The sequence below is a fragment of the Microtetraspora niveoalba genome (assembly GCF_001570405.1).
GTDB lineage: Bacteria > Actinomycetota > Actinomycetes > Streptosporangiales > Streptosporangiaceae > Microtetraspora > Microtetraspora niveoalba.
The window spans coordinates 103,165-129,485 of record NZ_BBYM01000014.1; the positions used below are offsets into that span (position 1 = coordinate 103,165).

21 protein-coding genes are annotated in these 26,321 nt (G+C 70.1%); 10 read left to right on the forward strand and 11 right to left on the reverse strand.

All coding sequences use genetic code 11. The features are described from left to right. The first annotated feature begins 2 nt into the window (after positions 1-2). The gene (locus AWQ70_RS14580) at positions 3-1,373 is read left to right on the forward strand and encodes a tyrosine-protein kinase domain-containing protein (RefSeq protein WP_084517049.1); all 1,371 of its coding nucleotides are present in this window, start codon (positions 3-5) and stop codon (positions 1,371-1,373) included. Here AWQ70_RS14580 and AWQ70_RS14585 read toward each other — a convergent pair. The 4 genes from AWQ70_RS14585 to AWQ70_RS14600 form a co-directional block, all read right to left on the reverse strand. Beyond that, positions 1,351-1,947: an arsenate reductase/protein-tyrosine-phosphatase family protein gene (locus AWQ70_RS14585; protein ID WP_067175740.1), complete on the reverse strand. Its 597-nt coding sequence runs from the start codon at positions 1,945-1,947 to the stop codon at positions 1,351-1,353. The genes AWQ70_RS14580 and AWQ70_RS14585 overlap by 23 nt on opposite strands. Positions 1,948-2,016: 69 nt before the next feature. After that, positions 2,017-2,451: a hypothetical protein gene (locus AWQ70_RS14590; RefSeq protein ID WP_067175742.1), complete on the reverse strand. Its 435-nt coding sequence runs from the start codon at positions 2,449-2,451 to the stop codon at positions 2,017-2,019. 78 nt (positions 2,452-2,529) lie between these two features. Then, complete coding sequence (locus AWQ70_RS14595; protein ID WP_067175745.1) at positions 2,530-4,293, reverse strand: DUF4012 domain-containing protein; 1,764 nt, start codon at positions 4,291-4,293, stop codon at positions 2,530-2,532. Further along, positions 4,280-4,687, reverse strand: a complete 408-nt coding sequence (locus tag AWQ70_RS14600; protein ID WP_067175748.1) for an LPXTG cell wall anchor domain-containing protein — start codon at positions 4,685-4,687, stop codon at positions 4,280-4,282. The genes AWQ70_RS14595 and AWQ70_RS14600 overlap by 14 nt, the downstream gene beginning before the upstream one ends. A gap of 498 nt (positions 4,688-5,185) precedes the next feature. On the opposite strand from AWQ70_RS14600, the gene AWQ70_RS14605 reads away from it, so the two are divergent. Both AWQ70_RS14605 and AWQ70_RS39860 read left to right on the forward strand, forming a co-directional pair. Beyond that, positions 5,186-5,827: a class E sortase gene (locus AWQ70_RS14605; RefSeq protein WP_157530071.1), complete on the forward strand. Its 642-nt coding sequence runs from the start codon at positions 5,186-5,188 to the stop codon at positions 5,825-5,827. Positions 5,828-5,922: 95 nt separating this feature from the next. Continuing rightward, the gene (locus AWQ70_RS39860; RefSeq protein ID WP_169808667.1) at positions 5,923-6,072 is read left to right on the forward strand and encodes a hypothetical protein; all 150 of its coding nucleotides are present in this window, start codon (positions 5,923-5,925) and stop codon (positions 6,070-6,072) included. 159 nt (positions 6,073-6,231) lie between these two features. On the opposite strand, the gene AWQ70_RS14610 is transcribed toward AWQ70_RS39860, so the two are convergent. Next, entirely contained in the window at positions 6,232-7,452 is a 1,221-nt protein-coding gene (locus tag AWQ70_RS14610; protein ID WP_067175750.1) for an ABC transporter ATP-binding protein, read from the reverse strand. Positions 7,453-7,675: 223 nt separating this feature from the next. Between AWQ70_RS14610 and AWQ70_RS14615 the strand changes: the two genes are divergently transcribed. Further along, positions 7,676-8,683: a LacI family DNA-binding transcriptional regulator gene (locus AWQ70_RS14615; RefSeq protein WP_067175753.1), complete on the forward strand. Its 1,008-nt coding sequence runs from the start codon at positions 7,676-7,678 to the stop codon at positions 8,681-8,683. A 15-nt stretch (positions 8,684-8,698) separates the two neighbouring features. On the opposite strand, the gene AWQ70_RS14620 is transcribed toward AWQ70_RS14615, so the two are convergent. Beyond that, positions 8,699-9,190 carry a glutathione peroxidase gene (locus AWQ70_RS14620; protein ID WP_067175756.1) on the reverse strand — a complete coding sequence of 164 codons (492 nt, stop codon included), beginning with the start codon at positions 9,188-9,190 and terminating at the stop codon, positions 8,699-8,701. 445 nt (positions 9,191-9,635) lie between these two features. Here AWQ70_RS14620 and AWQ70_RS37600 point away from each other — a divergent pair, with 445 nt between their 5' ends. From AWQ70_RS37600 to AWQ70_RS14635, 3 genes are all read left to right on the forward strand, one after another. Further along, positions 9,636-10,286 carry an aggregation-promoting factor C-terminal-like domain-containing protein gene (locus tag AWQ70_RS37600; RefSeq protein ID WP_245646960.1) on the forward strand — a complete coding sequence of 217 codons (651 nt, stop codon included), beginning with the start codon at positions 9,636-9,638 and terminating at the stop codon, positions 10,284-10,286. An 898-nt stretch (positions 10,287-11,184) separates the two neighbouring features. Further along, positions 11,185-13,317, forward strand: coding sequence for a DUF4082 domain-containing protein (locus tag AWQ70_RS14630; RefSeq protein ID WP_067175762.1), 2,133 nt, complete (start codon positions 11,185-11,187; stop codon positions 13,315-13,317). 251 nt (positions 13,318-13,568) lie between these two features. Further along, positions 13,569-17,132, forward strand: a complete 3,564-nt coding sequence (locus tag AWQ70_RS14635; RefSeq protein WP_067175764.1) for a DUF4082 domain-containing protein — start codon at positions 13,569-13,571, stop codon at positions 17,130-17,132. A gap of 159 nt (positions 17,133-17,291) precedes the next feature. Here AWQ70_RS14635 and AWQ70_RS14640 read toward each other — a convergent pair whose 3' ends face one another. Continuing rightward, positions 17,292-17,954 (reverse strand): TetR/AcrR family transcriptional regulator, encoded by a 663-nt coding sequence (locus tag AWQ70_RS14640; RefSeq protein WP_084517059.1) that lies wholly within the window; start codon positions 17,952-17,954, stop codon positions 17,292-17,294. Between the two features lie 88 nt (positions 17,955-18,042). On the opposite strand from AWQ70_RS14640, the gene AWQ70_RS14645 reads away from it, so the two are divergent. Further along, positions 18,043-19,155 carry a ferritin-like domain-containing protein gene (locus AWQ70_RS14645; RefSeq protein ID WP_067175767.1) on the forward strand — a complete coding sequence of 371 codons (1,113 nt, stop codon included), beginning with the start codon at positions 18,043-18,045 and terminating at the stop codon, positions 19,153-19,155. A gap of 80 nt (positions 19,156-19,235) precedes the next feature. Here AWQ70_RS14645 and AWQ70_RS14650 read toward each other — a convergent pair whose 3' ends face one another. Together AWQ70_RS14650 and AWQ70_RS14655 are read right to left on the reverse strand one after the other, a co-directional pair. Next, the gene (locus AWQ70_RS14650) at positions 19,236-19,604 is read right to left on the reverse strand and encodes a DUF202 domain-containing protein (protein ID WP_067175770.1); all 369 of its coding nucleotides are present in this window, start codon (positions 19,602-19,604) and stop codon (positions 19,236-19,238) included. Further along, positions 19,601-19,933, reverse strand: a complete 333-nt coding sequence (locus AWQ70_RS14655) for a YidH family protein (RefSeq protein WP_067175772.1) — start codon at positions 19,931-19,933, stop codon at positions 19,601-19,603. Before AWQ70_RS14655 ends, AWQ70_RS14650 begins: the two co-directional genes overlap by 4 nt. 407 nt (positions 19,934-20,340) lie before the next feature. On the opposite strand from AWQ70_RS14655, the gene AWQ70_RS14660 reads away from it, so the two are divergent. After that, positions 20,341-20,610, forward strand: a complete 270-nt coding sequence (locus AWQ70_RS14660) for a UBP-type zinc finger domain-containing protein (RefSeq protein ID WP_067175775.1) — start codon at positions 20,341-20,343, stop codon at positions 20,608-20,610. A gap of 71 nt (positions 20,611-20,681) precedes the next feature. On the opposite strand, the gene AWQ70_RS14665 is transcribed toward AWQ70_RS14660, so the two are convergent. Both AWQ70_RS14665 and AWQ70_RS14670 read right to left on the reverse strand, forming a co-directional pair. After that, positions 20,682-22,271 carry a Na+/H+ antiporter gene (locus AWQ70_RS14665; protein ID WP_067175778.1) on the reverse strand — a complete coding sequence of 530 codons (1,590 nt, stop codon included), beginning with the start codon at positions 22,269-22,271 and terminating at the stop codon, positions 20,682-20,684. A gap of 53 nt (positions 22,272-22,324) precedes the next feature. After that, positions 22,325-23,803, reverse strand: coding sequence for a hypothetical protein (locus AWQ70_RS14670; protein WP_157530072.1), 1,479 nt, complete (start codon positions 23,801-23,803; stop codon positions 22,325-22,327). 474 nt (positions 23,804-24,277) lie between these two features. Here AWQ70_RS14670 and AWQ70_RS14675 point away from each other — a divergent pair, with 474 nt between their 5' ends. Continuing rightward, positions 24,278-26,251, forward strand: a complete 1,974-nt coding sequence (locus AWQ70_RS14675) for an ATP-dependent DNA helicase (RefSeq protein ID WP_067175783.1) — start codon at positions 24,278-24,280, stop codon at positions 26,249-26,251. Positions 26,252-26,321: the final 70 nt, after the last annotated feature.

Genomic DNA, 26,321 nt, shown 5'->3' on the forward strand with positions numbered 1-26,321 from the left:
CCGTGGAACTCCTCCATTACCTACGCCTCATCCGCAAGGGCTGGCCGCTCGTCGTGCTGTCCTTGGTCCTCGGGAGCGTCAGCGCGGCGGTGGTCACGGCGAAAACGCCGCCCACGTACATGGCATCCATCACCATGATGGCGTCCGGCACCGTGAAGGAGTCGGACATGTCCAACGCGTTCCAGTCAGGGGCGCTGTCCGCCCAGCGCATCACGTCCTATGCGAGCCTGTTGACGAGCCGGCGCATGATCAGCAAGATCACCACGCCGGCCGACGTCGACCGCCTCCAGTCGGCGATCTCGACAGAGGTCATCCCGGGGACCGTGTTCCTTCGCGCCACCGTGACCGACAGCGACCCCGCGCGCGCCGCGCACGTCGCCAACGCCCTCGGCGACGGCTTCCCCCGGCTGGTCGACCAGATCGAACGGCCCACCCCGCGAAGCCGGCCCGCCGTCAAGGTCACGGTGGTCGACCGGGCGACCGTCCCTTCGGCCCCGGTCAGCCCCAACCCGCTGGTCAACCAGGCGGTCGCCTTGCTGCTCGCGCTGCTCCTGGCACTGGGTGTGCTCGTCCTGCGGGACCGGCTGGACACGACGATCAAGACCATCGAGGCGCTGCAGGAGACGTCGCAGACCTCGATCCTCGGGATCATCGGCTACGAGCGGGACGCCGGGCGGCATCCCCTCATCCTCCGGGAGACGGGCCAGTCCTCCAGGGCGGAGGCGTTCCGCTCCCTGCGGACGAACCTGCAGTTCATCGGGGTCGATCGGCCGCCGAAATCCCTCCTCGTCACCAGCTCCCTGCCGGGCGAGGGCAAGTCCTCGACGTCCGTCAACCTCGCGATCGCGCTGGCACAGGCCGGTTGGCGGGTGGTCCTGGTGGACGCCGACCTCCGGCGGCCGCGGGTCCCGAGCTATCTCGGCATCGAGGGCGGTGTCGGGCTCACCGACGTGCTGATCGACAAGAGAGGGCTGGACGACGTCATCCAGACCTGGGGCGACCCGGGCATCTCCGTCCTGCCCTGCGGCAGGATCCCGCCCAACCCCAGCGAGCTGCTCGGCTCGCAGGGCATGCTCACGGTGCTCACCCAGCTCACCCAGCAGTACAACATGGTGGTCATCGACGCGCCGCCGCTGCTGCCCGTGACCGACGCCGCGGCGCTCGCGGCCGTCTGCGACGCCACGCTGCTCGTCGCGCGGTACGGCAGGACCCGGCGCGAGAACGTGGTCCGCGCCGGAGAGCTGCTGGCGTCGGTCAACGCCCGGCTGGTCGGCGCGGTGCTGAACTTCGCCCCGGCGAAGAGCGGGCAGTTCTACGGATACGGATACGGCGGATACTCCTCGGACGTCGTCAAGACACCGGTGAACGCGTGAGGAGCGTGAGCGGGACGGACAACGCGTCGGCGATCGTCCGTCCCGCCACACGGTAGGCGCGCCGGGAGCGACCGAAGGGGTCGGCGATATCGGGCTGGTCCACGCGGACCAGCCCGCGGCGCGCTCCGGCCTCGGCCACGAGCCGGCGGGCCCGCTGTACGGGATCCTCGTGACCGATGATCGCCTCGGCCGGCACGCCGCGGGACAGCACGCCGAACTCGGCGATGGTGAAGGACCGGGTGACGGCGGGAGGATGCAGGGCCGCCACCTCGGACCGATGCCCGGCGGTGGCCGCGAGCACGAGATCGGAGCCGGCGACCAGTTCCTCCGTCAGCGGGCGGGCGGCGAACCCGCCGGGATCGCCGCCGAGCCGGACCAGCGCCCGCCGCGCGCGCTCGGGCATCTCCATACCCGGCGTGGCGCGGGTGCCCGCGCTGGTCACCCGGATCGGCGAGTCCGCTCCGAGGACCGCCCGGGCCAGCCGCTCCGCCATCGCCGAGCGGCAGATGTTGCCCGTGCACACGAAAAGGACGTGGAAGCCCTCGTCGGCTTCCACGTCAAGCTGTGACGACATCGATGGCACCGCCTCCCCCATCTGGAACCGCGGCGCCCGGCCGCGCGGCTCGTCGAGCGCTCCCGGCCGTCATCGTGCCCTGTCCCGGCACGGGATCCTGCGCAGGAACGAAGGGCACTCCTGGGGCGGAGCCGCCGGACGCCACCAGCTCTCCCCGTCGTCGCGGCCGCCCGTGACCGGCTCGTCGTGCTTCTTCGCGGCCTTCCGCCGCGGTGCCTCTCCGGCGATCCCGGCGGCTCGCGGGCCGGTGTCCTCCCCCGCCGTCCCGGCGGCTATCCGGCCGTAGCGCCCGCTCTCCGCGGGAAACCGGGTGAACGCGTCAGGAGCGCCCTTGACGCTCCGCTCGTACGAACCGAGCAGCGCGTGGCCGCCCGCGAGCGTGCCCGCGGACAGGACCAGGCAGGTGACGCCGCAGCCGATGATCGCCCGGCACATGCTGCGCCTCCTGAGCAGCGCCCTCCCCGCGGGATCGGTGATTTCGCCGGACTCGCGCGTACCCTCCATGAACGCGACGGTAGATCGTCGCCGCCGGGCGGCTCTCCGTGGCACGCCGGGTTTTACCCTTTCCGGCATCGCCGCCCGTCACGGCGACGGCGCCGGGCACCCCTGGTCGTTCTCCGTGATCCGGGTGCGCTGGGGCTGGACGAGCGGCTGCGCGGGAGCCTCCGGAGGCGCGGCGGAGACGGGTTCCACCAGCCTGAACTCCAGCGTCCGCGCCTGCCGGGGGGCGAACTCCAGCAAGGTGGAGTACACCGGATGGGATCGTTCCGCCTCGACGATGACGCCGCTCTTCCGGCCGTCCAACCGCACCCCGTTCAGCCTCGCGCCCGGGCTCGCGTACAGCGACACCCAGAGCAGGTTGGAGCCCGGGGCGTGACGCTGCTGCGGCGAGTCGAGCCGGGCGGTGACGTAATCAGGCAACGCCCCGCGCGGCACGTCGTTGTCCAGCCGGACGCGCACCGTCGTGGCGCGGGTCCCGTCGGCCCGGCACGCGCCCAGGTCGTACGTGACGGAGCGCCGGAGGTAGTAGTCGAGCTTGCTTCCGGCCGAGTTGTTGACCACCAGCCCGGCGAAGGGACCCGACCGGCCGGGAAGCACGCCGCCCAGCGGCGTGGCGGCCAGCCGCCGCTCCACGGCGGCGTCGCGGCTCCAGACCTGGATCCTCCGCTCGTCCACGAGCCGGGACAGGACCGGCAGGAGCCGCATGGGGTCGGCGAGCGCCTTGCCGATCTGCTCGCTGACGGCGCCGGCGACCGTGATGAGGAACTTCTTGCGGTCCCCCCGGTCCGGGTAGCGCTCGTAGGCCGTCCGCTCGGTGAGATCGACGACGTTGCCGGCCGTCACCGTCTCGCCGTCCGGCAGGGTGACGGGCCCGATCAGCTCCAGGAGGTAGGAGAGGCCGACCGGGTCGGTGGCGACGGCGCCGTCCAGCCGGTGGCCGAACCGCCGTTCCCAGAGCCGGGTCCAGGTGGCGGCGGCGTACGGGAAGTGCGGTGAGAGGTTGGAGACGGACAACATCGAGGTCGCGTTCGGTCCGTACCGCGCGCGGTACGCGGCCCCGTGCCCGATGACCGGCTTGGGGCTCTCCAGACCGTTCTCCGCGGACAGCCGCGTGACGCCGACCTTGCCTTTGTCAGCGCTCAGGATGCCGTACGCGCCGATCAGGCCGCCCGTCGCGCGCGACTCGGCGTTGGTCTGGAAGGCGAGGAAATAGCGGCGGGGGCCGTCGCGGCCCAGCATCGGCGGCAGCAGCGCGGCGGCGTCCGCCGCCGGGCGGAGCCGGTCGCGCAGCCGGTCGGCCTCCTCCAGCACCGTCTCCCTGGCCTGGTCCAGCAGGCCCACTCCGGTGTCGGCGGGCGTGGCGGCGAGGCGGTCCCGCGCCCACGCGACCCGGGCGACGCCGTCGTCCAGCATCGGGGACGCGGCGGCGAGCCGGTCGAGAACCTGCCGCGTGTCGTGCACCGACAGGGATTTCGCCGCCATGAACGGCGCGGCCTCCTGATAGACCCCGCCGACCACGTCGCTGATCTCGGCGACGGCCTCGGCCAGCCCGCCGAAGGTGGTCGCCGCGTCGCCGACGAAAGGGGCGTGTGCGATGAGCCACCAGTCGAGGCCGCTGGTCAGCTTCCGGGCCTCGGCCGCGTGCCGCCGCGCGTCCGCCAGCGGTCCGGCCATCTGCCGGGGGTCGTCGGCACCGCGCACCAGCAGCAACGCGTTCTTCGCGGCCTCCAGGTGATCCCGTGCGCTCAGCCCCAGATACGCCGACCAGCCGCCGGCCAACACGAGGCCGGCGGCTGGAAGGGTCAGGCCGAAGACGGCGATCCGGCGACGGTTAACGACCCGCATGGGTGGATCGACGGCGCCTCGCGGTGAGGACGAGCCCCGCCGCGGCGGCAGCCAGCAGTCCCCCGCCCACGGTGGCCAGCGCCGCCATGGGGGCACCGGTCATCGGCAGTTCGCCCTTGGCCTGGCAACCGCCGCAGCCCCCGCAGCTGGGGCTGCAGTTGCCACTGCTCGACCAGCTGCCGTTCCGGTTGTGCTGCCGGTTGCGCTGGTGCTGCCGACCCTGCTGCCGGTGGCTTTGCGCCTGCTCCTGACGGATGGTCTGGTGCACGTTCGCGTGCAGGTTGGGCAGCGGCGGGTACGGCTGCCCGAGCACGACACCGTTCGGCACCGGAAGGGCGGCTTCGGCACTCGCCACCCCCATGGGTCCGAGCGACAGCGCCCCGGCCGCCATCATCGACAATAGGATAGGTATTGCATTTTTTCGCGCCATTCAGGACTCCCTGACGATAAGAGGTCACGCGATGGGCGATTTCCCCCGGAATACCGGGACAGGTTCGCCACGTAAGCTTTATATGCGCCCGCCGGAGAAGCACTCCGGCGGGCGCGTGGTTCTTACCCAGCGATCACCGAGCGTTCTCGAATTGTTGACGATCATCTCCTCGCGGTGGCACGGATCCGGCCGGCGCGTGGAGAACCCGCCCTGCGCCCTTTACCGGCGGATCTCCTCGTCCACTTTCGTCGGTATTTATAGCGAGAGATCGGTTATCGCATGGCCCGCCGCGCTGTGCGGCGGTTTCGCCGGGATCCATGCGGCGAAATGTCGGGGAAGCGACCTGCCGCCGACGAGGCGGCGTCGCTAAAGAATCAGCCAACGCCCTCGCCGGAGCCGCGTCCCGGCGCTCCCGCCCGGCGATACTCGACGCGTGCGTGATCAGTGGAAGCCGACAGCGCCGTGAGGGCCGCCATCCGACTCGTCTGCGAGCTCGGCGTCACCGCCGGGGTCGTCCTGCTGATGTTCTGCGCGTACCTGCTCTGGGGCACCGGCTCCTACACAGAGGAGCACCAGCGCGTCCTGCAGTGGCAGTTCGAGCAGGAGATTCATCCGAACAAGGGAACAAGGAGCCTCGCCCGGACCGACATCGGTCCGATCAAACTCGGCGGCGCCGTCGCGCTGCTGCGCATTCCCCGCCTCGGCTCCGATTACAAGTTCGCCGTCGTCGAGGGTGTGGACGCCGAGGCGCTTCGTGAAGGCCCCGGCCACTATCCCGGCACGGCAATGCCCGGCGAAATCGGAAATTTCGTGGTTTCTGGTCACCGGACGACATATTTGGCGCCGTTCAACGGCATCGGGGAGTTGCGCCAGGGCGACACCATCGTGGTGGACACCCGCGAGGCCCGGTACACCTACCGGGTCATCGGCAAGGAGGTGGTGCTCCCCACCCGGCTGGACGTCATCGAGCCGGTGCCGGGGCATCCCGCCGAACGGCCCACACGGGCGCTGATCACTCTCACGACGTGCAATCCGAAATATTCCGCAGCCGAGCGGCTGATCGTCCACGGCGTGCTCGCCGACCGCGAGGACCGCCGAGCGTGACGTCCGCCGGCCGCCGGCCCCATGGCGCCTGTGCCCCTGTCCGCCCGCCGCGCCGGGCCTGATCACCCGCCCCTCAGCGAACGAAGGAGCCAGACATGTACGGATTCCTCTGGCGGCGGCTGCCCGGCGGCATCGTGGTCCGGCTGGTCGTCACCCTGCTGCTCGCCGGCCTCGCCGCCGGCCTGCTCTGGTACGTCGTGTTCCCCTGGCTGGCTCCCCGGGTGCCGATCGACCAGCCCTGGTGAGCCGGCCGGCTCCACCGGGCCGGCCCCTTCGAGTCGACAGCTTCCAGTCGACAGCTTTGAGTCGACAGCTTTGAGTCGACAGCGTCCCGGAACGCCGAGGGGCCCTCGCCGCGGGAGGGGGAAGGCGGCGAGGGCCCCGGGGAAGGCGAGCCGTACGGCTCAGCGGCCGACGTTGGCCTCGTGTCCGATGGACAGGCCGGAGTCGACGTCGAAGAAGTGCAGGTTGTGGGTGTCGACGACCAGCTCGACGTTCTGGCCGGGACGGACGTGGCTGCGGGCGTTGACGCGGGCGGTCCACAGCGACTTGTCGCCGGACAGCGGCAGGGTCGTCTCCTCCTCGTCCCCGTCGTTCTGCGCGGCCACGGTGTCCTTGTGCTCGACCGGCGGGGCGTCGATCGTGAACAGGACGTTGATCTCCGAGCCCAGCTCCTCGGTCACGTTGGCGCGGACCGGGATGCGGACCCAGCCGGCCGCGTTGCCGTTCGCGGCGACCGCGTCCTCGAAGTCGGACGGGCGGATGCCCAGGATGATCTTCTTGCCGATGTAGCGGTCGAGGCCGGGCTTCTCGGCGAAGGTGGAGTCCGGCACCGGCAGCCGGTAGCCGGCGAACGCGACGGCCGCGCCGCTGCCGTCCCTGACCAGCTCGGCGTAGGTGAAGTTCATCGACGGGGAGCCCATGAAGCCGGCGACGAACAGGTTGACCGGGTTGTCGAACAGGTTCTGCGGGGTGTCGACCTGCTGGAGCAGGCCGTCGCGCAGGACGCAGACCCGGTCGCCGAGGGTCATGGCCTCGACCTGGTCGTGGGTGACGTAGACGGTGGTGACGCCGAGGCGCTCGTGGAGCTGGTTCAGCGAGGCGCGCATCGAGACGCGGAGCTTGGCGTCCAGGTTGGACAGCGGCTCGTCCATGAGGAACGCCTGCGGCTCTCGGACGATGGCGCGGCCCATGGCGACACGCTGGCGCTGACCGCCGGAGAGCGCGGCCGGCTTGCGCTTGAGGTACTGCTCCAGGCCCAGCATCTTGGCGGCCTCGTTGACCCGCTTGGCGATCTCGGCCTTGGGCATCTTGCGGAGCTTGAGGCCGAAGGCGAGGTTCTCCTCGACCGTCATGTGGGGGTAGAGCGCGTAGTTCTGGAAGACCATGGCGATGTCGCGGTCCTTGGGCGGCAGGTGGTTGACCACCCGGTCGCCGATGACGATCTCGCCGCCGCTGATGTCCTCCAGGCCCGCGATCATGCGCAGGGCGGTGGACTTGCCGCAGCCGGACGGGCCGACCAGCACCATGAACTCGCCGTCCCTGATCTCCAGGTTGAGGCCGTTCACTGCCTTGACGCCGCCCGCGTAGATCTTGTCGACGCCGTTCAGAACGATAGAAGCCATCTCAGTCCTTCGTCGCTTCCTGACGGTTCCGCCCCGTCCTGCAGTCTGGGTCCCCCCGATGCGGGCTGGGCTTCCTCTCCCGAAGATGACCACGGGAGGTGGATACGTTTTCAAGAATCACAGCGGACAGATCGGGACCTGTCAACCTAATCCGCTCGTCATACGGGGCTCGTTACCGTTCCGAGACTGGCGATGATGATGGAAATATGGTGGAATCGTTTCCATGAACGGTTCGGGGCAGCGCCGTACGACGATCAAGGACGTGGCGGAGTCGGCCGGCGTGGGCGTCGCGACGGTGTCGCGGGTGTTGTCGGGCGGGTCGGCGAGCGCCGAGACGCGGGAGCGGGTGCTGGCGGCGGCGGCGCGGCTCGACTACCACCCGAGCGCGCTCGGCCGGAACCTGCGCCGGCGGCGCACCGGCGGCGTCGGCCTGCTCGTCCCCGACATCACCGACAACTTCTACGCCCGGCTCGCCGACGGCGTGCTGGCCTGCGCCCGCTCGTACGGGGAGCCGGTCACGGTCGGCGTGACCGGCGACGACCCCGAGCGGGAGAGCGAGCTGATCGGCACGCTCATCGAGCAGAGCATGGACCGCGTCATCGCGGTGCCGTCCGGGGACGGCGACGCGTGGGACCCCGTGTTGCGGGCCGGCGTGAACGTCGTCTTCGCGACCCGGCGGGCCGAGCCCGACGTGCCGGACGTGCCGGCGGTGCTCGCCGACGACCGCGAAGGCGCCCGCACCGCCGTGGAGTACCTGACCGGCCTCGGCCACCGGAAGATCGCGTTCCTGGCGCGGCGCGGCCAGTCGCGGCGGGTGGCGGCCTTCACCGCCGCCCTCGCGGCGCTCGGCGTGCCCGTGGAGGACGAGCTGGTCGTCCACGCGCGGGCGAGCCGCGACTCGGCCTACGCCGCCGCCGCGGGCCTGCTGCAGCGCCGCCCCGACGTCACCGCCGTGCTGACCGGCGGCAACATCCTGGGCGAGGCGGCGGTGCTGGCGGCCAGGGAGCTGGACGTGCGGGTGCCCCGCGACGTCTCGCTGATCATGTTCGACGACGTGCCCTGGGCCGAGCTGTGCTCTCCCCCGCTCACGGTGATCGCACAGCCGGCCCAGGACATCGGGTACCGCGCGGCCGAGCTGGTCCTGCGGCAGGGGCGCAGGCCGCGCGAGGTCGTGTTGCCGTCCGAGCTGGTCGTCCGGGCGAGCTGCGGGCCCAGGAGGCCGCGCCGCTGAGGCCGCCGGCTCCCGTCAGGCGGTGGCGACCTTCTCGATCGCCTCGACGACCTCGGGCGCCTCGGGCTCGGTACGCGGCCGGAACCGCGCGACCACCTCGCCCGCGCCGTCCACCAGGAACTTCTCGAAGTTCCACTGGATGTCGCCCGCGGCGCCCTCCGCGTCCGCGGTCTCGGTCAGCGACGCGTACAGCGGGTGCCTGCCGTCGCCGTTGACGTCGGTCTTCTCCAGGAGGGGGAAGTCCACGCCGTACGTGGTGGAGCAGAACTCCTGGATCTCCTCCGCCGAGCCGGGCTCCTGGCCCATGAACTGGTTGCACGGCACGCCCACCACCGTGAAGCCGCGGCCGCCGTAGGTCTCCTGGAGGCGGACGAGGCCGGCGTACTGCGGGGTCAGCCCGCATTTCGACGCGACGTTGACGACGAGGGCCGCCCGTCCGCCGAGGAGGCCACCAAGGGTGGTCGGCGCCCCGTCCAGGGTCCGCACCGGGATCTCGAGAATGCTCATGACGCCGACTTTACCCAGAACACCGTTCGGGGAGGCGCGACGGGAGCGGGTAAAAGTTCCGCCGCCGCGCGGTCTCGCCACGGTCGAGAGGGCGGCGGACGCGCTGGTCAGAGCGGGTGCGCGCGGCAAACCCCAAGCCACGGTCAATATCCGGGAACCGCCGTCCCCTCCCCCGGCGCCGGTCGGCCAGCGGGTCCTCTCGGGAGCTCCAGAAGTTCACGGGCGGGCGGCAAACAACTTCCTGCAGCGTGTCGCAGTTCACCGGATCGGGGCGGGGTGGCGTACTTCAATCCGGCTACAGAACCCGTCGCGGCGCCTGCCCGGGAGTGCACGTTGGATCCGGTGAGGCCGAGCGGACGGCCATGCCCACGCCATGGGTGATGGACCGCCTGGCGGGCGCATCCGTGCGCCCCGTTCCGCACGCGACCCGACGACAAGGACCGAATTGGACAGCAACAGAGTCAGCAACAGAGTTCTGATACGCAACACGGCGGCCGCGATGATCGCGGTCTCGGTGGTCGGAGGCGTGGGAAGCGGCACCGCCGCCAACGCGGAGCAGACCGGGCAGACCGCCGCCGCCACGACTCAGGCCCTCGCGGAGACGTCCGCGGAGGCGACGACCGCGGGGAAAACCGCGGCGGGGAGCGCGGCGGCGCCCGCGGTGGCGGGATCCGCCGAAAAGGCCGCGCTCCAGGGTGACGCCGCCTCCGAGAGCGGCATAACGAGAGTTCACACCGCCGTCTGGACGACCAGCGCCAAGGCCGCCAAGCCCAAGGCGAGCACCGCGGCGCCGGCGATCCTCAACAAGGCGTACGCCTTCCGGCTCGTGGCCCGCCGATCATGGCCGGGCACCCAGTTCCAGTGCCTGGACAGCCTGTGGACGAGGGAGAGCGGCTGGAACCATCGGGCGGAGAACCCGTATTCCGGCGCCTACGGGATCCCACAGGCGTTGCCCGGCAACAAGATGAGCGGGACCGGCGTCGACTGGCGCTTCAACCCGTTGACCCAGATCAGATGGGGGCTGAAATACATCAGGTCCCGATACGGCTCGCCGTGCGGGGCATGGGGCCATTTCCGGTCCCACAACTGGTACTGAGGGCTTCCACCCGCGATGTCGTCCTGTGACGCGTCATGAAGCGTCGCAAGGGCATGGTGGAACCTCCGCGACCGGATTTCATATATCAGGAGTGACCAGGGGAAGGGACCACTCCTCGGGAGGCGCCCGGGACCGCGGCTCGGGCGCCTCCCCTTGCCTTTCGGCCTTCCGCGCGACGTCTTGTCACAACGTTTTCCGTCGCCCTCATCCCGCGCGGCGGATACTCCCCTGGCGTTGCGGACGGCGCATCACGGAGGGCGTCCTCCCTCGGCCTCCTCCCTCGGCGCCCTCCCACGGCGTCCCCCTCGGCCTCCTCCCTCGGCCTCCTCTCTCGGCCTCCTCTCTCGGCGTCCTCCCGTGACGTTCTCCCACGGTGTCCTCTCTCGGCGTCCTCCGGCGACATCCTCCGGTGATGTTCTCCGGCGGCGCCTGTGGTGCGGCCTTCGATCCTCCGCCCGGCAGTCACGGACTTCCGCCGTCTCCGCCCGCCCGTTCTCCTTCCCTCTCTCGTTAATGAAGCCGAACGGAATTCACCCCGCCCCGCGCCGGGCCGTTCCTTTCCGATCACACTCTTGCCGTGATCGCGCCATTCTCATGGTCACGAAAGGCGACCAGACGCCGACCTGGCATCCCAAATGCGGAAATGTCGGGAGATTTCATATTCCCCATGACATTGATTGCTCTGGTCGCACCCCTGGCGATCAGGGGTTCCGCGGAGGTAATGTCGAGGTCAACCGCAACCCGCCACAATTCTCCCGAAGTCCGCGGGCGGCGCATAGAAAGATCTTATCTGCCGATCAGCGGCGGCCGACAACGGCGAATGCCGCCTTTTCATATCTCTGCAGCCATCGGCATCCGGTCACGCGACCGGAACGGCAAGAATGAAGAGTTGAGTCGTATGTCCGCATCAAATCGCGACGCCCCTCTCCCAGCGGCCGACGCGGCGGAGCCCGCGAACCGCACACCCCGGAGGACACGCGTCCGGAACGCCGTCCCGCGCCTCCTGCCTCGCGCCGTCCGCGACGCCCTCCACGCCCGCCGGCGCCCCCTGATCGCGGGCGCGATCGCCGTGGTCCTCGCGCTGGGGGTCATCGTCGTCATGCCCGGCACCGCCACCGCCGTCCAGGCGCCGGTGACCCTCGGCTCCGCGTCGTCCTACGCCGTCCTCGGCACCACCCTCGTCCGGAACGTCAACCAGACCAGCCTCATGGGAGACCTCGGGGTCAGCCCCGGTGGATCGATCTCCGGATTCCCCCCGGGCACCGTCACCGGCACCATCCACACCAACGACACGAGCTCCGCGAACGCGAGGTCGGACGCCACGACCGCCTACAACGACATCGCCGGGCGGAGCGGGGCCACGAACGTGAACGCGGAGCTGGGCGGCACGACCCAGACCCCGGGGCTCTACACCACGTCGAGCGGCAACTTCACGATCACGGGCACCCTGACGCTCGACGCGCAGAGCGACCCGGACGCGGTCTTCATCTTCCGGGGAAGCACACTGGCCGCCGCGAACACCAGCAACATCAACCTGGTCGGCGGAGCCCAGGCGAACAACGTGTTCTGGGAGTTCACCGGCAACACGAACTTCGGGCAATACTGCACGTTCCGCGGCAACGTCCTCACGCAGGGCACCGCCGCGCTCGCCTTCGGCGCGGCGATCTCCGGCCGGATCCTCGCCCTGAGCGCGGACGTCCAGATCCAGGGCACGAACAACGACCTGCCGCCCACTCTCGTCGCCGTCCCGAACGACCCGCCGACCACCACGACGCTCAGCGTCTCGCAGAACCCCTCGGCGCAGGGGCAGCCGGTGACGTTCACCGCGACCGTCAGCGCGGTCAGCGGCTCCGTCGTTCCCGCCGGCCAGGTGGCCTTCAAGGACGGCACGACCGTGCTCGCGATCGTCTTCGACCAGAGCGTCGGGTCGGTCACCTACACGACGTCGTCACTCTCCGCGGGACAACACTCGATCACGGCCGTCTATCTGGGCGGGAACACACCCGACAACGAGGCGATCATCCACTTCGCCCCCAGCAAGTCGGCGCCGATCACGCAGGTGGTGACCGCGTCCCTCTGGGACAGCGTGGCGACCCCTGCCGTGGCGTCGTCCAGCGATCCGCAGGCAGTGGTGCTCGGGGTGAAGTTCAAGGCGACCACAGCCGGAACGGTCACCGGCATGCGCTTCTACAAGGGAGCGAGCAACACCGGCACCCACACCGCGAGCCTGTGGACCGGCAACGGCCAGCAACTCGCCACCGCCACCTTCACCGGCGAGACCGCGACCGGCTGGCAGCAGGTGAACTTCCCCGCCCCCGTCCCCATCACCCCGGGCACCGTCTACGTCGCCTCGTACCACACGACATCCGGAGGCTACGCGGTGACCCGCTCCTACTTCACGTCCGCGCGCAACAATGATCCGCTGGTCGCGCTGGCCGACGGCGACCAGGGCGGGAACGGCGTCTACACCTACAGCGCCACCAACACGTTCCCCACGAACACCTTCCAGTCCACCAACTACTGGGTGGACGTGGTCTTCGTCTCGTCGGCCGGCTTGTGGAGCAACTCCACACCGCCGGCGGTCACAACGCAGAACGATCCGCAGGCTGTGGTGCTGGGCGTGAAGTTCAAGGCCGTCGCCGCCGGCGCCATCAGGGGCATCCGGTTCTACAAAGGGCCGCTCGACACCGGCACCCACACCGCGACTCTGTGGACCATCAACGGCCAGCAACTCGCCACCGCGACCTTCACCAACGAGACCGCGACCGGCTGGCAACAGGTGAACTTCCCCGCCCCCGTCCCCATCACCGCGAACACCCCTTATGTCGCCTCGTACCTCACGACATCGGGAAACTACTCGGTAACGCGCCGCTACTTCACCTCCCAATACAGCAACAGGTCGCTGATCGCCTTCCGGGACGGCGACCAGGACGGGAACGGCGTCTACACCTACAGCGCCACCAACACGTTCCCCACGAACACCTTCCAGTCCAGCAATTACTGGGTCGACGTGGTGTTCGACATCACCTAGCGCTCCGGTTCCACGCGGGGAGCCGTGAGATCCGCTACGACGACGTGACCGGCTCCCACGGCTCCCCGGCCCACGTCACCCCGACCGGTCCTCCGCGATCCGATCAACCGGAAGAACGGCTTTCCGGAGAAGACCCATCCCCCAATGCGGGAAACCCTCCGAGCTTCTCGCGTAAACCATACGTCCGCCGCCGGCCCGGTTCGTTTCCATTCGCCTCTCAGCCGCGGCGGGCAGTGCGAATGGGAATGCGAATGCCAGAATCTGCGAAAAAGACGTCATCCGACCGGCGACTGCTCCGGGCGTTCCTGATCGCCTTCGGTCTCGGCCTGATCGTGGCCATCACCCTGCTGGACTCGTCCTCCTCCTCCGCGGAGCGGGCGGCGCGGGGCGGGCCTGTTCCCCCTACGAGTACGGCGGCCGGCGCCGGCACCGAGCTGCCCGCGGCATGGAGTCGCGACGAGGCGCGCAAGACCGGCTTCGCGACGGCCCTGCGCCGGGAGGCGGCCCGAGGCCCGGCATCCAAGAGCGGCGGCGCCCGCACCCGCGCGCTCCAGGCGGCCTGCCCGCCGACCTCGGTCATCTGCATCGAGAACAGTCTGCCCGGCACCCCGCCGAGCCAGTGGGACATCCCCGGTGCGGGCAGCAGCAACATCCAGGGGTTCGCGACGCAGATGAGCGTCGACCACGGGCAGACGATCCAGTTCAAGGTCAACACGAACGCGACCGCCTATCGCGTCGACATCTACCGTGTCGGCTACTACGGGGGCGACGGTGCGCGGCAGATCACGACCATCAGCCCCTCGGCGGCCCTGCCCCAGACCCAGCCGGCCTGCGTCAGCGACACGTCGACCGGGTTGTACGACTGCGGGAACTGGGCCGTTTCGGCATCGTGGGCGGTGCCCTCCACCGCGGTCTCAGGCGTCTATCTCGCCAACCTGGTCAGGACCGACGGCACGACCGGCGCGAGCCAGATCATCTTCGTGGTGCGGGACGACGAGCGCGGATCGGACATCCTGCTGCAGACCTCCGACGCCACCTGGCAGGCGTACAACACCTGGGGCGGCGGGAGCCTCTACATGGCGCCCACCTCCGCCGGGCGCGCCTTCAAAGTCAGCTACAACCGGCCGGTCACCACGCGGGGCAGCAGTTGCTGCAACGGTTCGGTGGAGAGCTACTTCTTCGACTCCGAGTACCCCATGATCCGATGGATCGAGGCCAACGGCTACGACGTCAGCTACACCACCGACGTGGACACCGCCAGCCGTCCCGCCCTGCTGCTCAACCACAAGATGTACATGTCCAGCGGCCATGACGAGTACTGGTCCAACGAGATGCGCAACAACGTCGTGGCCGCCCAGAACCAGCGGGTCAACCTCGCCTTCTTCTCCGGGAACGAGATGTTCTGGAAGACCAGGTGGGAGAGCAGCATCGACGGGTCGGCCACGCCGTTCCGCACGCTCGTCTGCTACAAGGAGACGCTGGCCAACGCCAAGATCGACCCGAGCCCCCAGTGGACCGGCACCTGGCGCGACCCCCGTTTCTCGCCGCCCTCGGACGGCGGACGGCCGGAGAACGCGGTGACCGGCACGTGGTTCCGGGTGAACGGCGTGTCGAACGACTCGATGACCGTCCCGGCGGAGTTCGGCAACATGCGGCTGTGGCGCAACACGTCCATCGCGACGTTGCAGCCGGGCCAGACCGCTGTCTTCCCCGCCGGCACGCTCGGCTACGAGTGGGACGTGACGCCCGACAACGGCGTGGAACCGCCGGGACCGGTCAGATATTCACGGTCGTCCGTCTCCGTGCCGGGCAGGTACCTGATCAACTTCGGCAGCGCGTACGGCCCCGGCACCGCGACCCACTCTCTGACCCTGTACAAAGCCTCGAACGGCGCGCTGACCTTCGGTGCGGGCACCACCCAGTGGGCGTGGGGTCTCGACGCCGTGCACGACAGGGCCGGGTCGCCCACCAACATCAACATGCAACAGGCCACGGTCAACCTGCTCGCCGACATGGGAGCCCAGCCGGCCAGCCTCCAGCCCGGACTCGTCCCTGCCACCGCGTCGACGGACACGAGCCCCCCGACGTCCACCATCACCAGCCCGGCGAGCGGCATCACGGTGGACACCCTGACGACCACCGTCATCCAGGGAACCGCCTCCGACACCGGTGGCGGTGTGGTGGCGGGCGTCGAGGTGTCGGTCGACGGCGGCTCCACGTGGCATCCGGCGACGGGCCGCACGAACTGGCAGTACCGCTGGGAGCCCACGGCCGCCAGCCCCGTGACGATCAGCGTCCGAGCCGTCGACGACATCGGCAACCTCCAGCCCACTCCGACGACGGTGAACGTCACGGTGGTCCCGTCGTGCAACGCCTGCACGATCTTCTCGCCCACCGACGTGCCGGCGGAAACGGTCAACGATCCCATCTCGCTGGAACTCGGGGTGAGGTTCCAGGCGAGCCAGGCGGGCGTCATCAGGGGCATCAGGTTCTACAAGGACGCGCTCAACACGGGAACGCACACCGGCAATCTCTGGAGTTCGAGCGGCCAGCTCCTGGCGAGCGCGACGTTCACCAGCGAGACGTCGAGCGGGTGGCAGCAGGTGACCTTCTCCACGCCTGTCCCCATCACCGCCGGCATGACATATGTCGCCTCGTATTTCGCTCCGTCGGGACACTATTCGGTGACACGTCCGTACTTCACCACTCCGCACACGAACGGGCCGCTCACGGCCCTGGCGAACGGCGCGGGGGGCGGCAACGGCGTCTACAGCTATGGCGCGACAAGCTCGTTCCCCACCAACACCTATAATTCGAGTAATTACTGGGTGGACGTGCTGTTCGTCCCGATGAGCAGCCTGTGGGACGACTCGTATATCCCCGCGGTCCCATCGAGCTCGGACCCCCAGGCCGTCACACTCGGTGTCAAGTTCCAGGCGGTGACGACCGGCATGGTCACCGGTGTCCGCTTCTACAAGGGCGCCCAGAACACGGGAACCCACATCGGAAGCCTGTGGACCAGCAGCGGGCAGTTGCTCGCCAGTGCGACGTTCACCAACGAAACATCGTCGGGGTGGCAGCAGGTGACGTTCTCGAGCCCGGTCTCGATCGTCGCCAACACCACTTATGTCGTGACGTACTTCACGCCGTCGGGACACTACTCGACGACCAACTCCTATTTCACCGACGACTACGCCAACGGACCGCTTGTCAGTCCACAAGACGGCACCCAGGGGAGCAACGGCGTCTACATATACGGTTCGTCGAACACGTTCCCCACCAACACCTACCAGGCCACCAATTACTGGGTCGACGTGGTGTTCTCCCCCTCGGCCAGCCTCTGGGACGACGCGGCGGTCCCGGCGGTCGTGACCCAACCCGACCCGGCGCCCGTGGCACTCGGCGTCAAATTCTCGTCGCTCGCCGGCGGCAGCATCCGGGGCATCCGGTTCTACAAGGGACCGCAGAACACAGGGACCCACACCGTGAGCCTCTGGACGAGCGGCGGCCAGTTGCTCGCCAGCACGACATCGATCGGGGAGACCGCCTCCGGCTGGCAGAAGGTGTTCTTCGACTCACCGGTCCCCATCACCGCCAACACCACGTATGTCGCCTCCTACCACACGACATCCGGCAACTACTCCGTGACGCGCCCGTACTTCGGCACGCAATACACCAACGAACCCCTGATCGGGCTCGCGAGCGGCGTGCAAAGCGGCAACGGCGTGTACAGCTACAGCGCCACGAACACCTTCCCGGTCAACACCTATCAATCCAGCAACTACTGGGTCGACGTCATCTTCGACGTCTACTGAGGTCTGCCGAGGTCTCGACACGGACGGCGCCGCCCCTGCCACGTCGACCGGCGCACCGGCGACGGCTCCGCCCGACGGGCGGAACCGTCGCCGACCGGCGGGCCGGTGAGCGCCGTCGAGTTCGCCGAGAGGCGGCGCTCGCCGGCGTTCCGGGTGATGTCACGCCTGCTCGCGGCCGGTCAGGCCGCGCTCGCCGAGCCGTACGGCCATGGCCTGTACGAGCAGCTCCAGCCCGAACTCGAACTCCGCCTCGTGGTCGCAGGCGGTGAGCTCCGGAGCGCCCGCGCACAGTTCCGGGAACAGGGCGGGGTCGGCCTCGGCCACGGGAACGTCCGGCCGTACGGGCGCGAACGTGGGCGTCACCCCGACCTCGCGGAGCAGTGAGCCGACGATGTAGGCGATGAACATCCGGAGCATCCGCACCGCCTCCCCGCCTTGGAAACCGGCCGCGCGCAGGGTGGCCAGCGCCCTCTCGGCGGGGATCATCCCGGCCGGGGAGCGGAGCTGGCGGCTGACCACGACCATCGTGCAGCGCGGGTAGTGGTGGGCGATCTGGCGGAACGCCCTGGCCTGGATCCGGACCCGCTCGGTCCAGTGGGCGGACGGGTCGTCGGTGAACTCGATCTCCGAGAGCACGGCCTCGGCCACGCCGTCGAGCAGGGCGGACTTGTTCGGCACGTGGTTGTAGAGCGACATGACCCCGACGCCGAGCTCGGCCGCGATCCGGCGCATCGAGATCGCGTCGGCTCCCTCGCGCTCGATGAGATCCACGGCGGCGGCGACGATTCTCGCCCGGCTCAGAGCCCGGTTCAGGGTCGACATGTAGCGATTCTCCCCCCACCCCATTGACGACGTACAGCGTACGTGACACGGTGGCGGTACGTACGGTGTACGTAGACGGGAGGTCAACGTGTCGACCCACGAGCTTTACACCATCCCCACCGAACTCTCCACATGGGATGTGGAGATGGCCGGTTCGGCCCGCTTCACCTGGGAGTACGACGACGGCCGGGATCGGATGCTCGCCCTTTACCAGAAGGGCAAGGACAAGCAGTGGGACTCGGTCAAGCGTATCGACTGGGACCTCGAGGTCGACCCGTACAACGTGCTCGGCATGCCCGACAACACGATCGCGATCTATGGGACTCCCCTGTGGGAGCGGATGGACGAGAAGCAGCGCCAGGACGTGCGGCTGCACGGCGCGGCCTGGCAGTTCTCCCAGTTCCTGCACGGCGAGCAGGGCGCGATGATCTGCTCGGCCCGCATCGTCGAGTCGGTGCCCGATCTGGACTCGAAGTTCTACGCCGCGACGCAGACGATGGACGAGGCCCGGCACGCCGAGACCTACGCCCGGTTCCTGAAGGAGAAGGTCGGGCTGGCCTACCCGATCAACCAGCACCTCAAGGCCCTGCTGGACAGCACGCTGAGCGACTCCCGGTGGGACATGCCGTACCTCGGCATGCAGGTGCTGATCGAGGGCCTGGCGCTGGCGGCGTTCGGCGTCATGCGCGACCTCACCACCAAGCCGCTGCCCAAGCAGATCCTCGCGTACGTGATGCAGGACGAGGCCCGGCACGTCGCGTTCGGCCGGATGGCGCTGCGCGACTACTACAAGAACCTGTCGGAGGCCGAGCGGCGTGAGCGCGAGGACTTCGTGATCGAGGGCTGCTACCTGATGCGCGACCGGCTGCGCGGGCGCGAGACGTGGGAGGCCCTCGACCTGTCCAAGCAGGACGTCGAAGAGGCGATGCGCTGCGTCGACGAGTCCGAGTACCTGCGGCTGTTCCGCTCGCTGCTGTTCAGCCGGATCGTGCCGTGCGTGAAGGACATCGGCCTGTGGAGCCCGCGCCTCCAGCAGGCGTACGCCGACATGGGCGTCCTCGACATGGCGGGGCAGAACCTCGAAGCGTTGATGAAGCAGGACGAGGAGATCGCCGACAAGCTCGACGCGGAGCGGTTCGCCAAGGAGGAGGCCGAGCGCCACGAGGAGGTCGCCGCGACCATCGCCATGGCCGCGGACTGACCTCCGCGCCGCCTCCCGTCCCTGTTCGCTCCCGGTCCCCGTCTCCCGTTCGCTCCCCGGCCCGCGGCTCGCGGGCCGGCTCAGACGGAGGCCACGAAGACCACGGCGCCCGCCACGACCGCCAGGACTCCGCACCAGGCGATCAGCGCGTCGGTCATGAAGTTCAGCGGCAGATCGAGATGGAGCGCGCGCTGGAGGCGCTGGAAGCGGACGCCGATGCGGGCGAGGAGCGCCGCGCCGCAGAGCGCGCCGAAGCCGAAGGCCGCCAGCGGGACGCCGCCCATGCCGTGCCGTGCGGTGACGCCCGTGGCGACGAGGGCGAGCGTACACAGGGACGCGCCGGTGCGGACCCAGGCCAGCCGGGTGCGCTCGTTCTGGAGTCCCGAGTCCCAGATGGCGTCGCTCGGGTTCGGCTCGGCCTCGGGAGTCCCCTTCTCGCGAGGTGTCATGCCAAAAGGATCAGGACGAGGGCGATGACCGCCACCCCGGCCACGCCGTACCCGAAGAGGGGCGCGAGGGCGGGCGGTGGGAGGGGGTCCTGACGGCGCAGGGCGCGCTGGACGTGCCGCCATCGGGGATAGGCCATGACAGCGGTGACGGCGGACAAGACCACGAGCACGACGGCGAGGAGCGTTTTGATCCAGTCGACGAAGATGTTCGCGGGGACCGCCGCCATCGCGATGCCTCCCGCGCTCATCGCGAGCGAGGTGCTGAGCCAGGTGAGGAACGTCCGTTCGTTGGCCAGCGTGAAACGGGGGTCCGGTTCGTGCCCATCCATGAGACATATATTAGTTTGCCCTATTTCCCATTAGTTATGATGGAATGCCGGAAACAGGAAAGCCTGACCCAGGGAACACCGGCATCCGTCCCGGGGACCAGGCACACCTTTTCCAGGTACTCGGATCAGGATTAATGGGAAATCTCCCGGAGAGTGGAGATTCTTCGGCAGGCCCGAAGAGGCCGGGGTGGCGGCCGCGCCGCACTCGCTGTGCGGAGGGTTCCGGACGGTTCATGCCGGTGAGTCCGGGAAGCCATGAGGTCGGTCGCGGAGCCCGGCCGCGAGACCGGAGCGCCGCCGGGCGCGCCCCGGGCTCCGGGGCCCGGCAGGCCGTCGGGCGGTCCGGAGAGAGCTCGGGGAGAGTTCCGGGAGAGCTCCGGGAGAGCTCCGGAGAGAGCGAGGAACATATGTCGACATGTGAGCATCTGCGAAGCGCGGGCAGCCCGGCGCCGGTGACGCCTGACGGCTGCGCCGAGTGCCTCGCCACCGGGGCGCACTGGGTCCATCTGCGCAAGTGCCTGGACTGCGGGCACGTGGGATGTTGCGACTCCTCCCCCGGACGGCACGCCACGGCGCATTACCGGGACACCGGGCACCCGGTGATCGTCTCGTTCCAGCCCGGCGAGAACTGGCGCTGGTGCTACCTCGACAATCTGATGGACACGTCGGCGAGCTGACGGACGTACCGGGGAATGACCGGCACGATCCGGTGCCGGTCATCGCGTCCGGCGGGCCCGGGAGGTCGTGATCAGTCGCGGACGAGGGTGGCCTCTTCGAAGTCGAGCTCCTGCATCATCCTCCGCAGCACCTCGTCGTCGATCCGGCGCTCGTCGCGGAGGCGGATGATCACCTCCCGCTCCGTGTCGATCATCTCCCGTCGGAGGCGGCGGTAGAGCGACGCGGGCGTCTCCTCCCCCTCCGGCCCGGTGCCGCCGCCCAGCCGCTCCCAGGCGTGCATCGCCCTGCGCTCGGTCCGGGCCCGCAGGACTTCGACGACCTCCTCGTGGACGTCGAGCACCCCCTCGGCGATCATCTCGTCCAGCCTGGCCAGCGCCGCGTCGGCGGCCGCCTGTTGCGCGGCGGCCTCGTGCAGGTCGTCCTGGTAGCGCTCACGCTCGTTGGACACGCCCAGCTTCCTGATCAGCCAGGGGAACGAAAGCCCCTGCACGACCAGCGTGCCGATCACGATGACGAAGGTCACGAACAGCAGCAGGTTGCGTTCCGGGAAGTCCTGCGGCAGCGCGAACGCGGCGGCGAGCGAGACCACGCCGCGCATCCCCGCCCAGCTCAGGATCGCCACGTGCCGCCACGTCGGCGGCACGGGCTCGCGCCTTCTGACCCGCTTGGACAGGATGCGCGGCAGGTACGTCGTGGGGATCATCCAGACCACCCGCGCCACCACCGCCACCAGCAGCAGGATCAGCGCGTACGTCAGGATCCGGGCGGTGCTCTCACCGGCCAGCCCGCGCACGATCGGCCGGAGCTGGAGGCCGATGAGGATGAAGACGATCGACTCCAGGATGAAGTCGGCCACCTGCCAGACCGCGTTGGACAGGAGCCGGGTGCCGTACGACGAGTGGCTCATCCGGTAGCCGAGATAGAGCCCCACGATCACCACCGCGATCACCCCGGAGGCGTGCACGGACTCCCCCGCCACGTAGGCGCCGTACGGCAGCAGCAGGGACATGGCGTTGGTGACGAGCGCGTCGGTGATCCTGCGCAGGACCATCCCGGCGGCGTACGCGATGGCGAGGCCGATGGCCACGCCCACTCCGGCGGAGTAGAGGAACTCCCCGCCCGCTTCGAGGAGCCCGACGCCGGTCCCGACCACCGCGCCGACCGCGACCCGGAAGGCGGTCAGAGCGGTCGCGTCGTTGAACAGGCTCTCGCCGATGAGGATGGTGAGCGGTCTGCGCGGAAGGCCGAGCCTGCGGGCGATGGCGACCGCCGCGACGGCGTCCGGCGGCGCCACGATGGCCCCGAGCGCGAGCGCGGCCGCGAGCGGAAGCTGCGGGATCATCAGGTGCGCTACCACGCCGATCACGACCGTCGTGAACAGCACCAGGCCCACGGAAAGCAGGCTGACCGCCCGTGCCGTGTCGCGCAGCCGTAGATAGGAGCTGTCGAGCGCCGCCGAGTACAGCAGGGGCGGCAGGAAGATCAGCAGGACGATCTCGGGGTCGAGCCGGTATTCGGGCACGCCCGGCACATACGACAGGACCAGTCCGACGATCACCAGCAGCAAGGGCGCCGACAGGTCCCGCCTTCGGGCGATGGCGGCGACCACGAGCGCGCCGGCGGCCAGCAGGACCAGTCCGGCCACCGTCGAGATGTCCATCAACCGTCGAGCGTACCCTCGCGGCCGTCACGGGAGCCGGACGGTCCCCTCACTCACCAGTCGCGCTCGTCCCGCTGCTCGGGGCGCACCCGCTCACCGGTGCTGTAGATCGAGTCCTGGATGTACGGGCGGGTCAGCGACGGGTCGGTCTGGCGCGGGTCGTTCTGCCGCCCGCCCGGGGCGCCGAGGCCCAGCGGGTCGTTCGGGTCCACTCCCCCGTGCGGAGCCTGCTGGCCCGGCTGGGCCTGGTGCGGCTGCTGCTCTCCCCGTCCCTGCTGCCCCTGGGGCGGGTAGGGCTCGGGATCGAACCGGTAGGCCGGACGGCCCGGCACCGGCGAGGGGAACTGGTACACCGGCTCCCCCGGGTCGTACGAGCCTTGGGAGGGGTCCCCGGGGCGGGACGGCGCGTCGTAGTCCCGCGCCCCCTGCTCGTACTGGTCCCTGCCGTACTTGCCGGTCTCGTACTGGTCCCGGTCGTACTGGCCCGTCTCGTACTGGCCGTACGCGGGCGGGGTCGGGTCGTAGGGCAGGGAGTCGCCGACGATCAGGTTCTCTCGAGGAACGCTGTCGGCGGGGGCGGCGGCACGCCGATCCCTGCCGGGGTTGCCCCTCGCGACGAGGACGTCGTTCGGGCCGAGCGCCGCGGGAGCGGGCTCCTGCTGGTACGGCGCCCGCTGACCGTAATCGGGGTCCTGCTGACCGTAGTCCGGCCCCGGGCGGCCGTAGTCCTGGTCGTGCTGGCCGTAGTCCGGACCCGGACGCCCGTAGTCCTGATCCTGCTGCCCGTAGTCGGCACCCGGACCGGGGCGGCCGTACTCGGGATCGTGCTGGCCGTAGTCGGCGGCGGGGCGGCCGTACTCCGGCTCCGGCCGGCCGTAGTCGCTCCCCTGGCGTCCGTAGTCGGGGCCGCCCTGGGAGTACCCGCCGTCCTGCTGACCGTAGCCGCTCTCGGGGTAGCCGGCGTCGGGCTGGTCGTAGCCCGCGTCCGGGCGGCCGTAACCGCCGCCATCGGGTCCGTAACCGCCGTCGGGTCCGTAGCGCCCGTCAGGCTGCCCGTAAGCCCCGTCAGGCTGCCCGTAAGCCCCGTCGGGCTGGCCGTAGCCGGCGTCCGGCCCCGGCTGCCCGTACGCGGCGGCCTGGGACTCCTGCTGGTACGGCCCGGCGCCCTGGCCGGGCGCGCCGTACCCTCCCTGCCCCGGCTGGGGTGGGTATCCCTGGCCGGGCGTCTCGCCGAGCTGCGGGCGGGTGTACTGGCCCGTTCCCGGGTATTCGCCCGTGTCGATCTGGCTCAACGGGCCGGTTCCCGGCTCCTCGGCGTACTGGCCGCCCGCTTCCGTGAAACCGTCATCGAGGGTGTCGATGAGGCGCCCGACATCGTCCATGGGCATGCGGAAACTGGCGGTGCACATCTCGCCCCGCCAGAGGCTCAGGACCAGCGTTCCCTCATGCCAGGTGACCCGGAGCACGCGGTCCTGACCACGTGCGTCGAAGAACACCTCACCGAACGATGGCAGTGGGACAACTTCCGACATGGCAGACATAGTGCCTTTACCTGCCCTTATCCGTCCACTCGACCACGGGAATCCCTACAGTAACGCCTGTTCCGGTGCCGCCTCGGAGCCGCCGCCCCCCGACGGGTAGATCACTTTTGACCATGAAGAGTTCGCCCGTCAGTGTGCCACGCGCCCCGCCCGGCCGGACCGGGAACGCCGGGATGTGGTGGCGCCGTCACGGAGCATGGCGGGATCGCCGCGCATGTCACGAACCTCCGAGAGACCACCGCGGGACGACCGCGAGACCACCGAGAGACCGCCCCGAACCGGCCGGCGAACCGGCCCACGCTCCCGCAGGAGACGGACCTGGGAACGGCGCCGGAGGCAGCACGGGAGGAAGCGCGGGAGGAAGCGCGGGAAGCCGTGCCGACGTCCCGCCTGGAGCCCCGGCTGTGGGGCCGCCGGGCAGGACGTCGGGCCGCGGATGTCGGCGGCAGCGGGTAGCGTTCTCCCGTGCCATCCAGTGATTCCAAGATCGCGCTGCCCCCTGTCGACAAGCTGCTCACCGTGGCGGTGACCGGCCTCGGAGGCGCCGAGCGGCCTGGTCAGGTCACGATGGCGCGTGCCGTACAGGAGTCGGTGGAGAGCGAGCGGCACCTGGCCGTCCAGGCGGGCACCGGCACCGGAAAGTCGCTCGCCTACCTCGTCCCCGCCATAAGGCACGCGATGGAGACCGGCGAGGCGATCGTCGTGTCGACCGCCACGATCGCGTTGCAGCGCCAGCTCGTCGACCGCGACCTGCCCCGGCTGGCGGAGGCGCTGGAACCGCACCTGCCGCACAAGCCCGAGTTCGCGATCCTCAAGGGGCGGCGCAACTACCTCTGCCGCCACAAGACCGCCGCGGGCATGCCCGACGACGAGGACGACCAGCTCTTCGACCCGCGCGAGGTGAGCGCCACCGGACGGATGGTCCAGCGGATCCAGGAGTGGGCGAACGAGACCGAGACCGGTGACCGGGACGAGCTGGTCCCCGGCGTCAGCGACCTCGCCTGGCGGCAGTTCTCCGTCAACGCCAAGGAGTGCCTGGGCGCGCAGCGGTGCCCGAGCGGCGCCGAGTGCTTCGCCGAGCTGGCCAGGCAGCGAGCCGGCGAGGCGGACGTCGTGGTCACCAACCACGCGCTGCTGGCGATCGACGCCATGGAGGACTTCCCCGTCCTGCCCGAGCACGACGTGGTGGTGGTCGACGAGGCGCACGAGCTGGTCGACCGGGTGACCTCCGTGGTCACCGACGAGCTGTCCGACGCCACCGTCGCGCTCGCGGTCCGCCGGGCGAGCAGGCTGCTCGACCAGGGCCTGGCCGACCGCCTCAAGGAGGCCGGCGAGGATCTCGGCGCCCTGCTCGCGGCGGCGCCGCCCGGGCGGGTCGACGAGCTCCCCCAGTCCCTCGGGCTCACCCTCGCGCTCGTCAGAGACGCCGCGTTCGCGTGCATCACCGCCCTCGGCCCGCGCAACAAGGACAAGGACGACCCCGAGAACGCGGGCGCGCGCAAGGCGGCGTTCACCGCGCTCGACGAGGTCCACGACACGGCCCAGCGCATGCTCGACGCCTTCGGCGCCGAGTCCGAGGCCGACCGCGCCGAGGTGGTCTGGCTGGACGCCGGGCACGGCCGGGTGCCGCCGACGCTCAGGGTGGCCCCGCTGTCGGTCGGCGGGATGCTCCGCGACAAGCTCTTCGGCGACCGTACGGTGATCCTCACCAGCGCGACACTCGCCCTCGGCGGCTCCTTCGACGGCATGGCCCGGCAGTGGGGCATCGGCGACGACTGGACCGGCCTCGACGTCGGCTCTCCGTTCGACCACCCGCGCAGCGGCATCCTGTACGTCGCCAAGCACCTCCCCCAGCCGGGCCGCGACGGCCTCCCGGAGGCGTACCTCGACGAGATCGCCGAGCTGATCGAGGCGGCGGGCGGGCGCACGCTGGGGTTGTTCTCCTCGATGCGGGCCGCCAAGGCCGCGACCGAGGCGCTGCGCGAGCGGCTGGACGTGCCGCTGCTCTGCCAGGGCGACGACTCCACGTCGCTGCTGGTGAAGCAGTTCGCCGCCGATCCGGCGACCTGCCTCTTCGGCACCCTGTCGCTGTGGCAGGGCGTGGACGTCCCCGGCCCCTCGCTCACCCTCGTGATCATCGACCGGATCCCGTTCCCCCGCCCTGACGACCCGCTCGCGTCGGCCCGGCAGCGCCACATCGCCGCCAAGGGCGGAAACGGCTTCATGTCCGTCGCCGCCACGCACGCCGCGCTGCTCCTCGCCCAGGGCGCGGGCCGGCTGCTGCGGTCGATGAACGACCGGGGCGTGGTCGCGGTCCTCGATCCGCGCCTGGCCACCGCTCGCTACGCCGGCTTCCTGCTGGGCTCGCTGCCCCCGTTCTGGCGCACCACCGACCCGGCGAAGGTGCGGGACGCGCTGCGCCGCCTCACCGGCTCCTGACCGGGTGCCGCTCCGGGTTCTCCCCTCGGGACGCGGACGCGCCGGGACGGCGCCGTACGGGAGGCTCCGC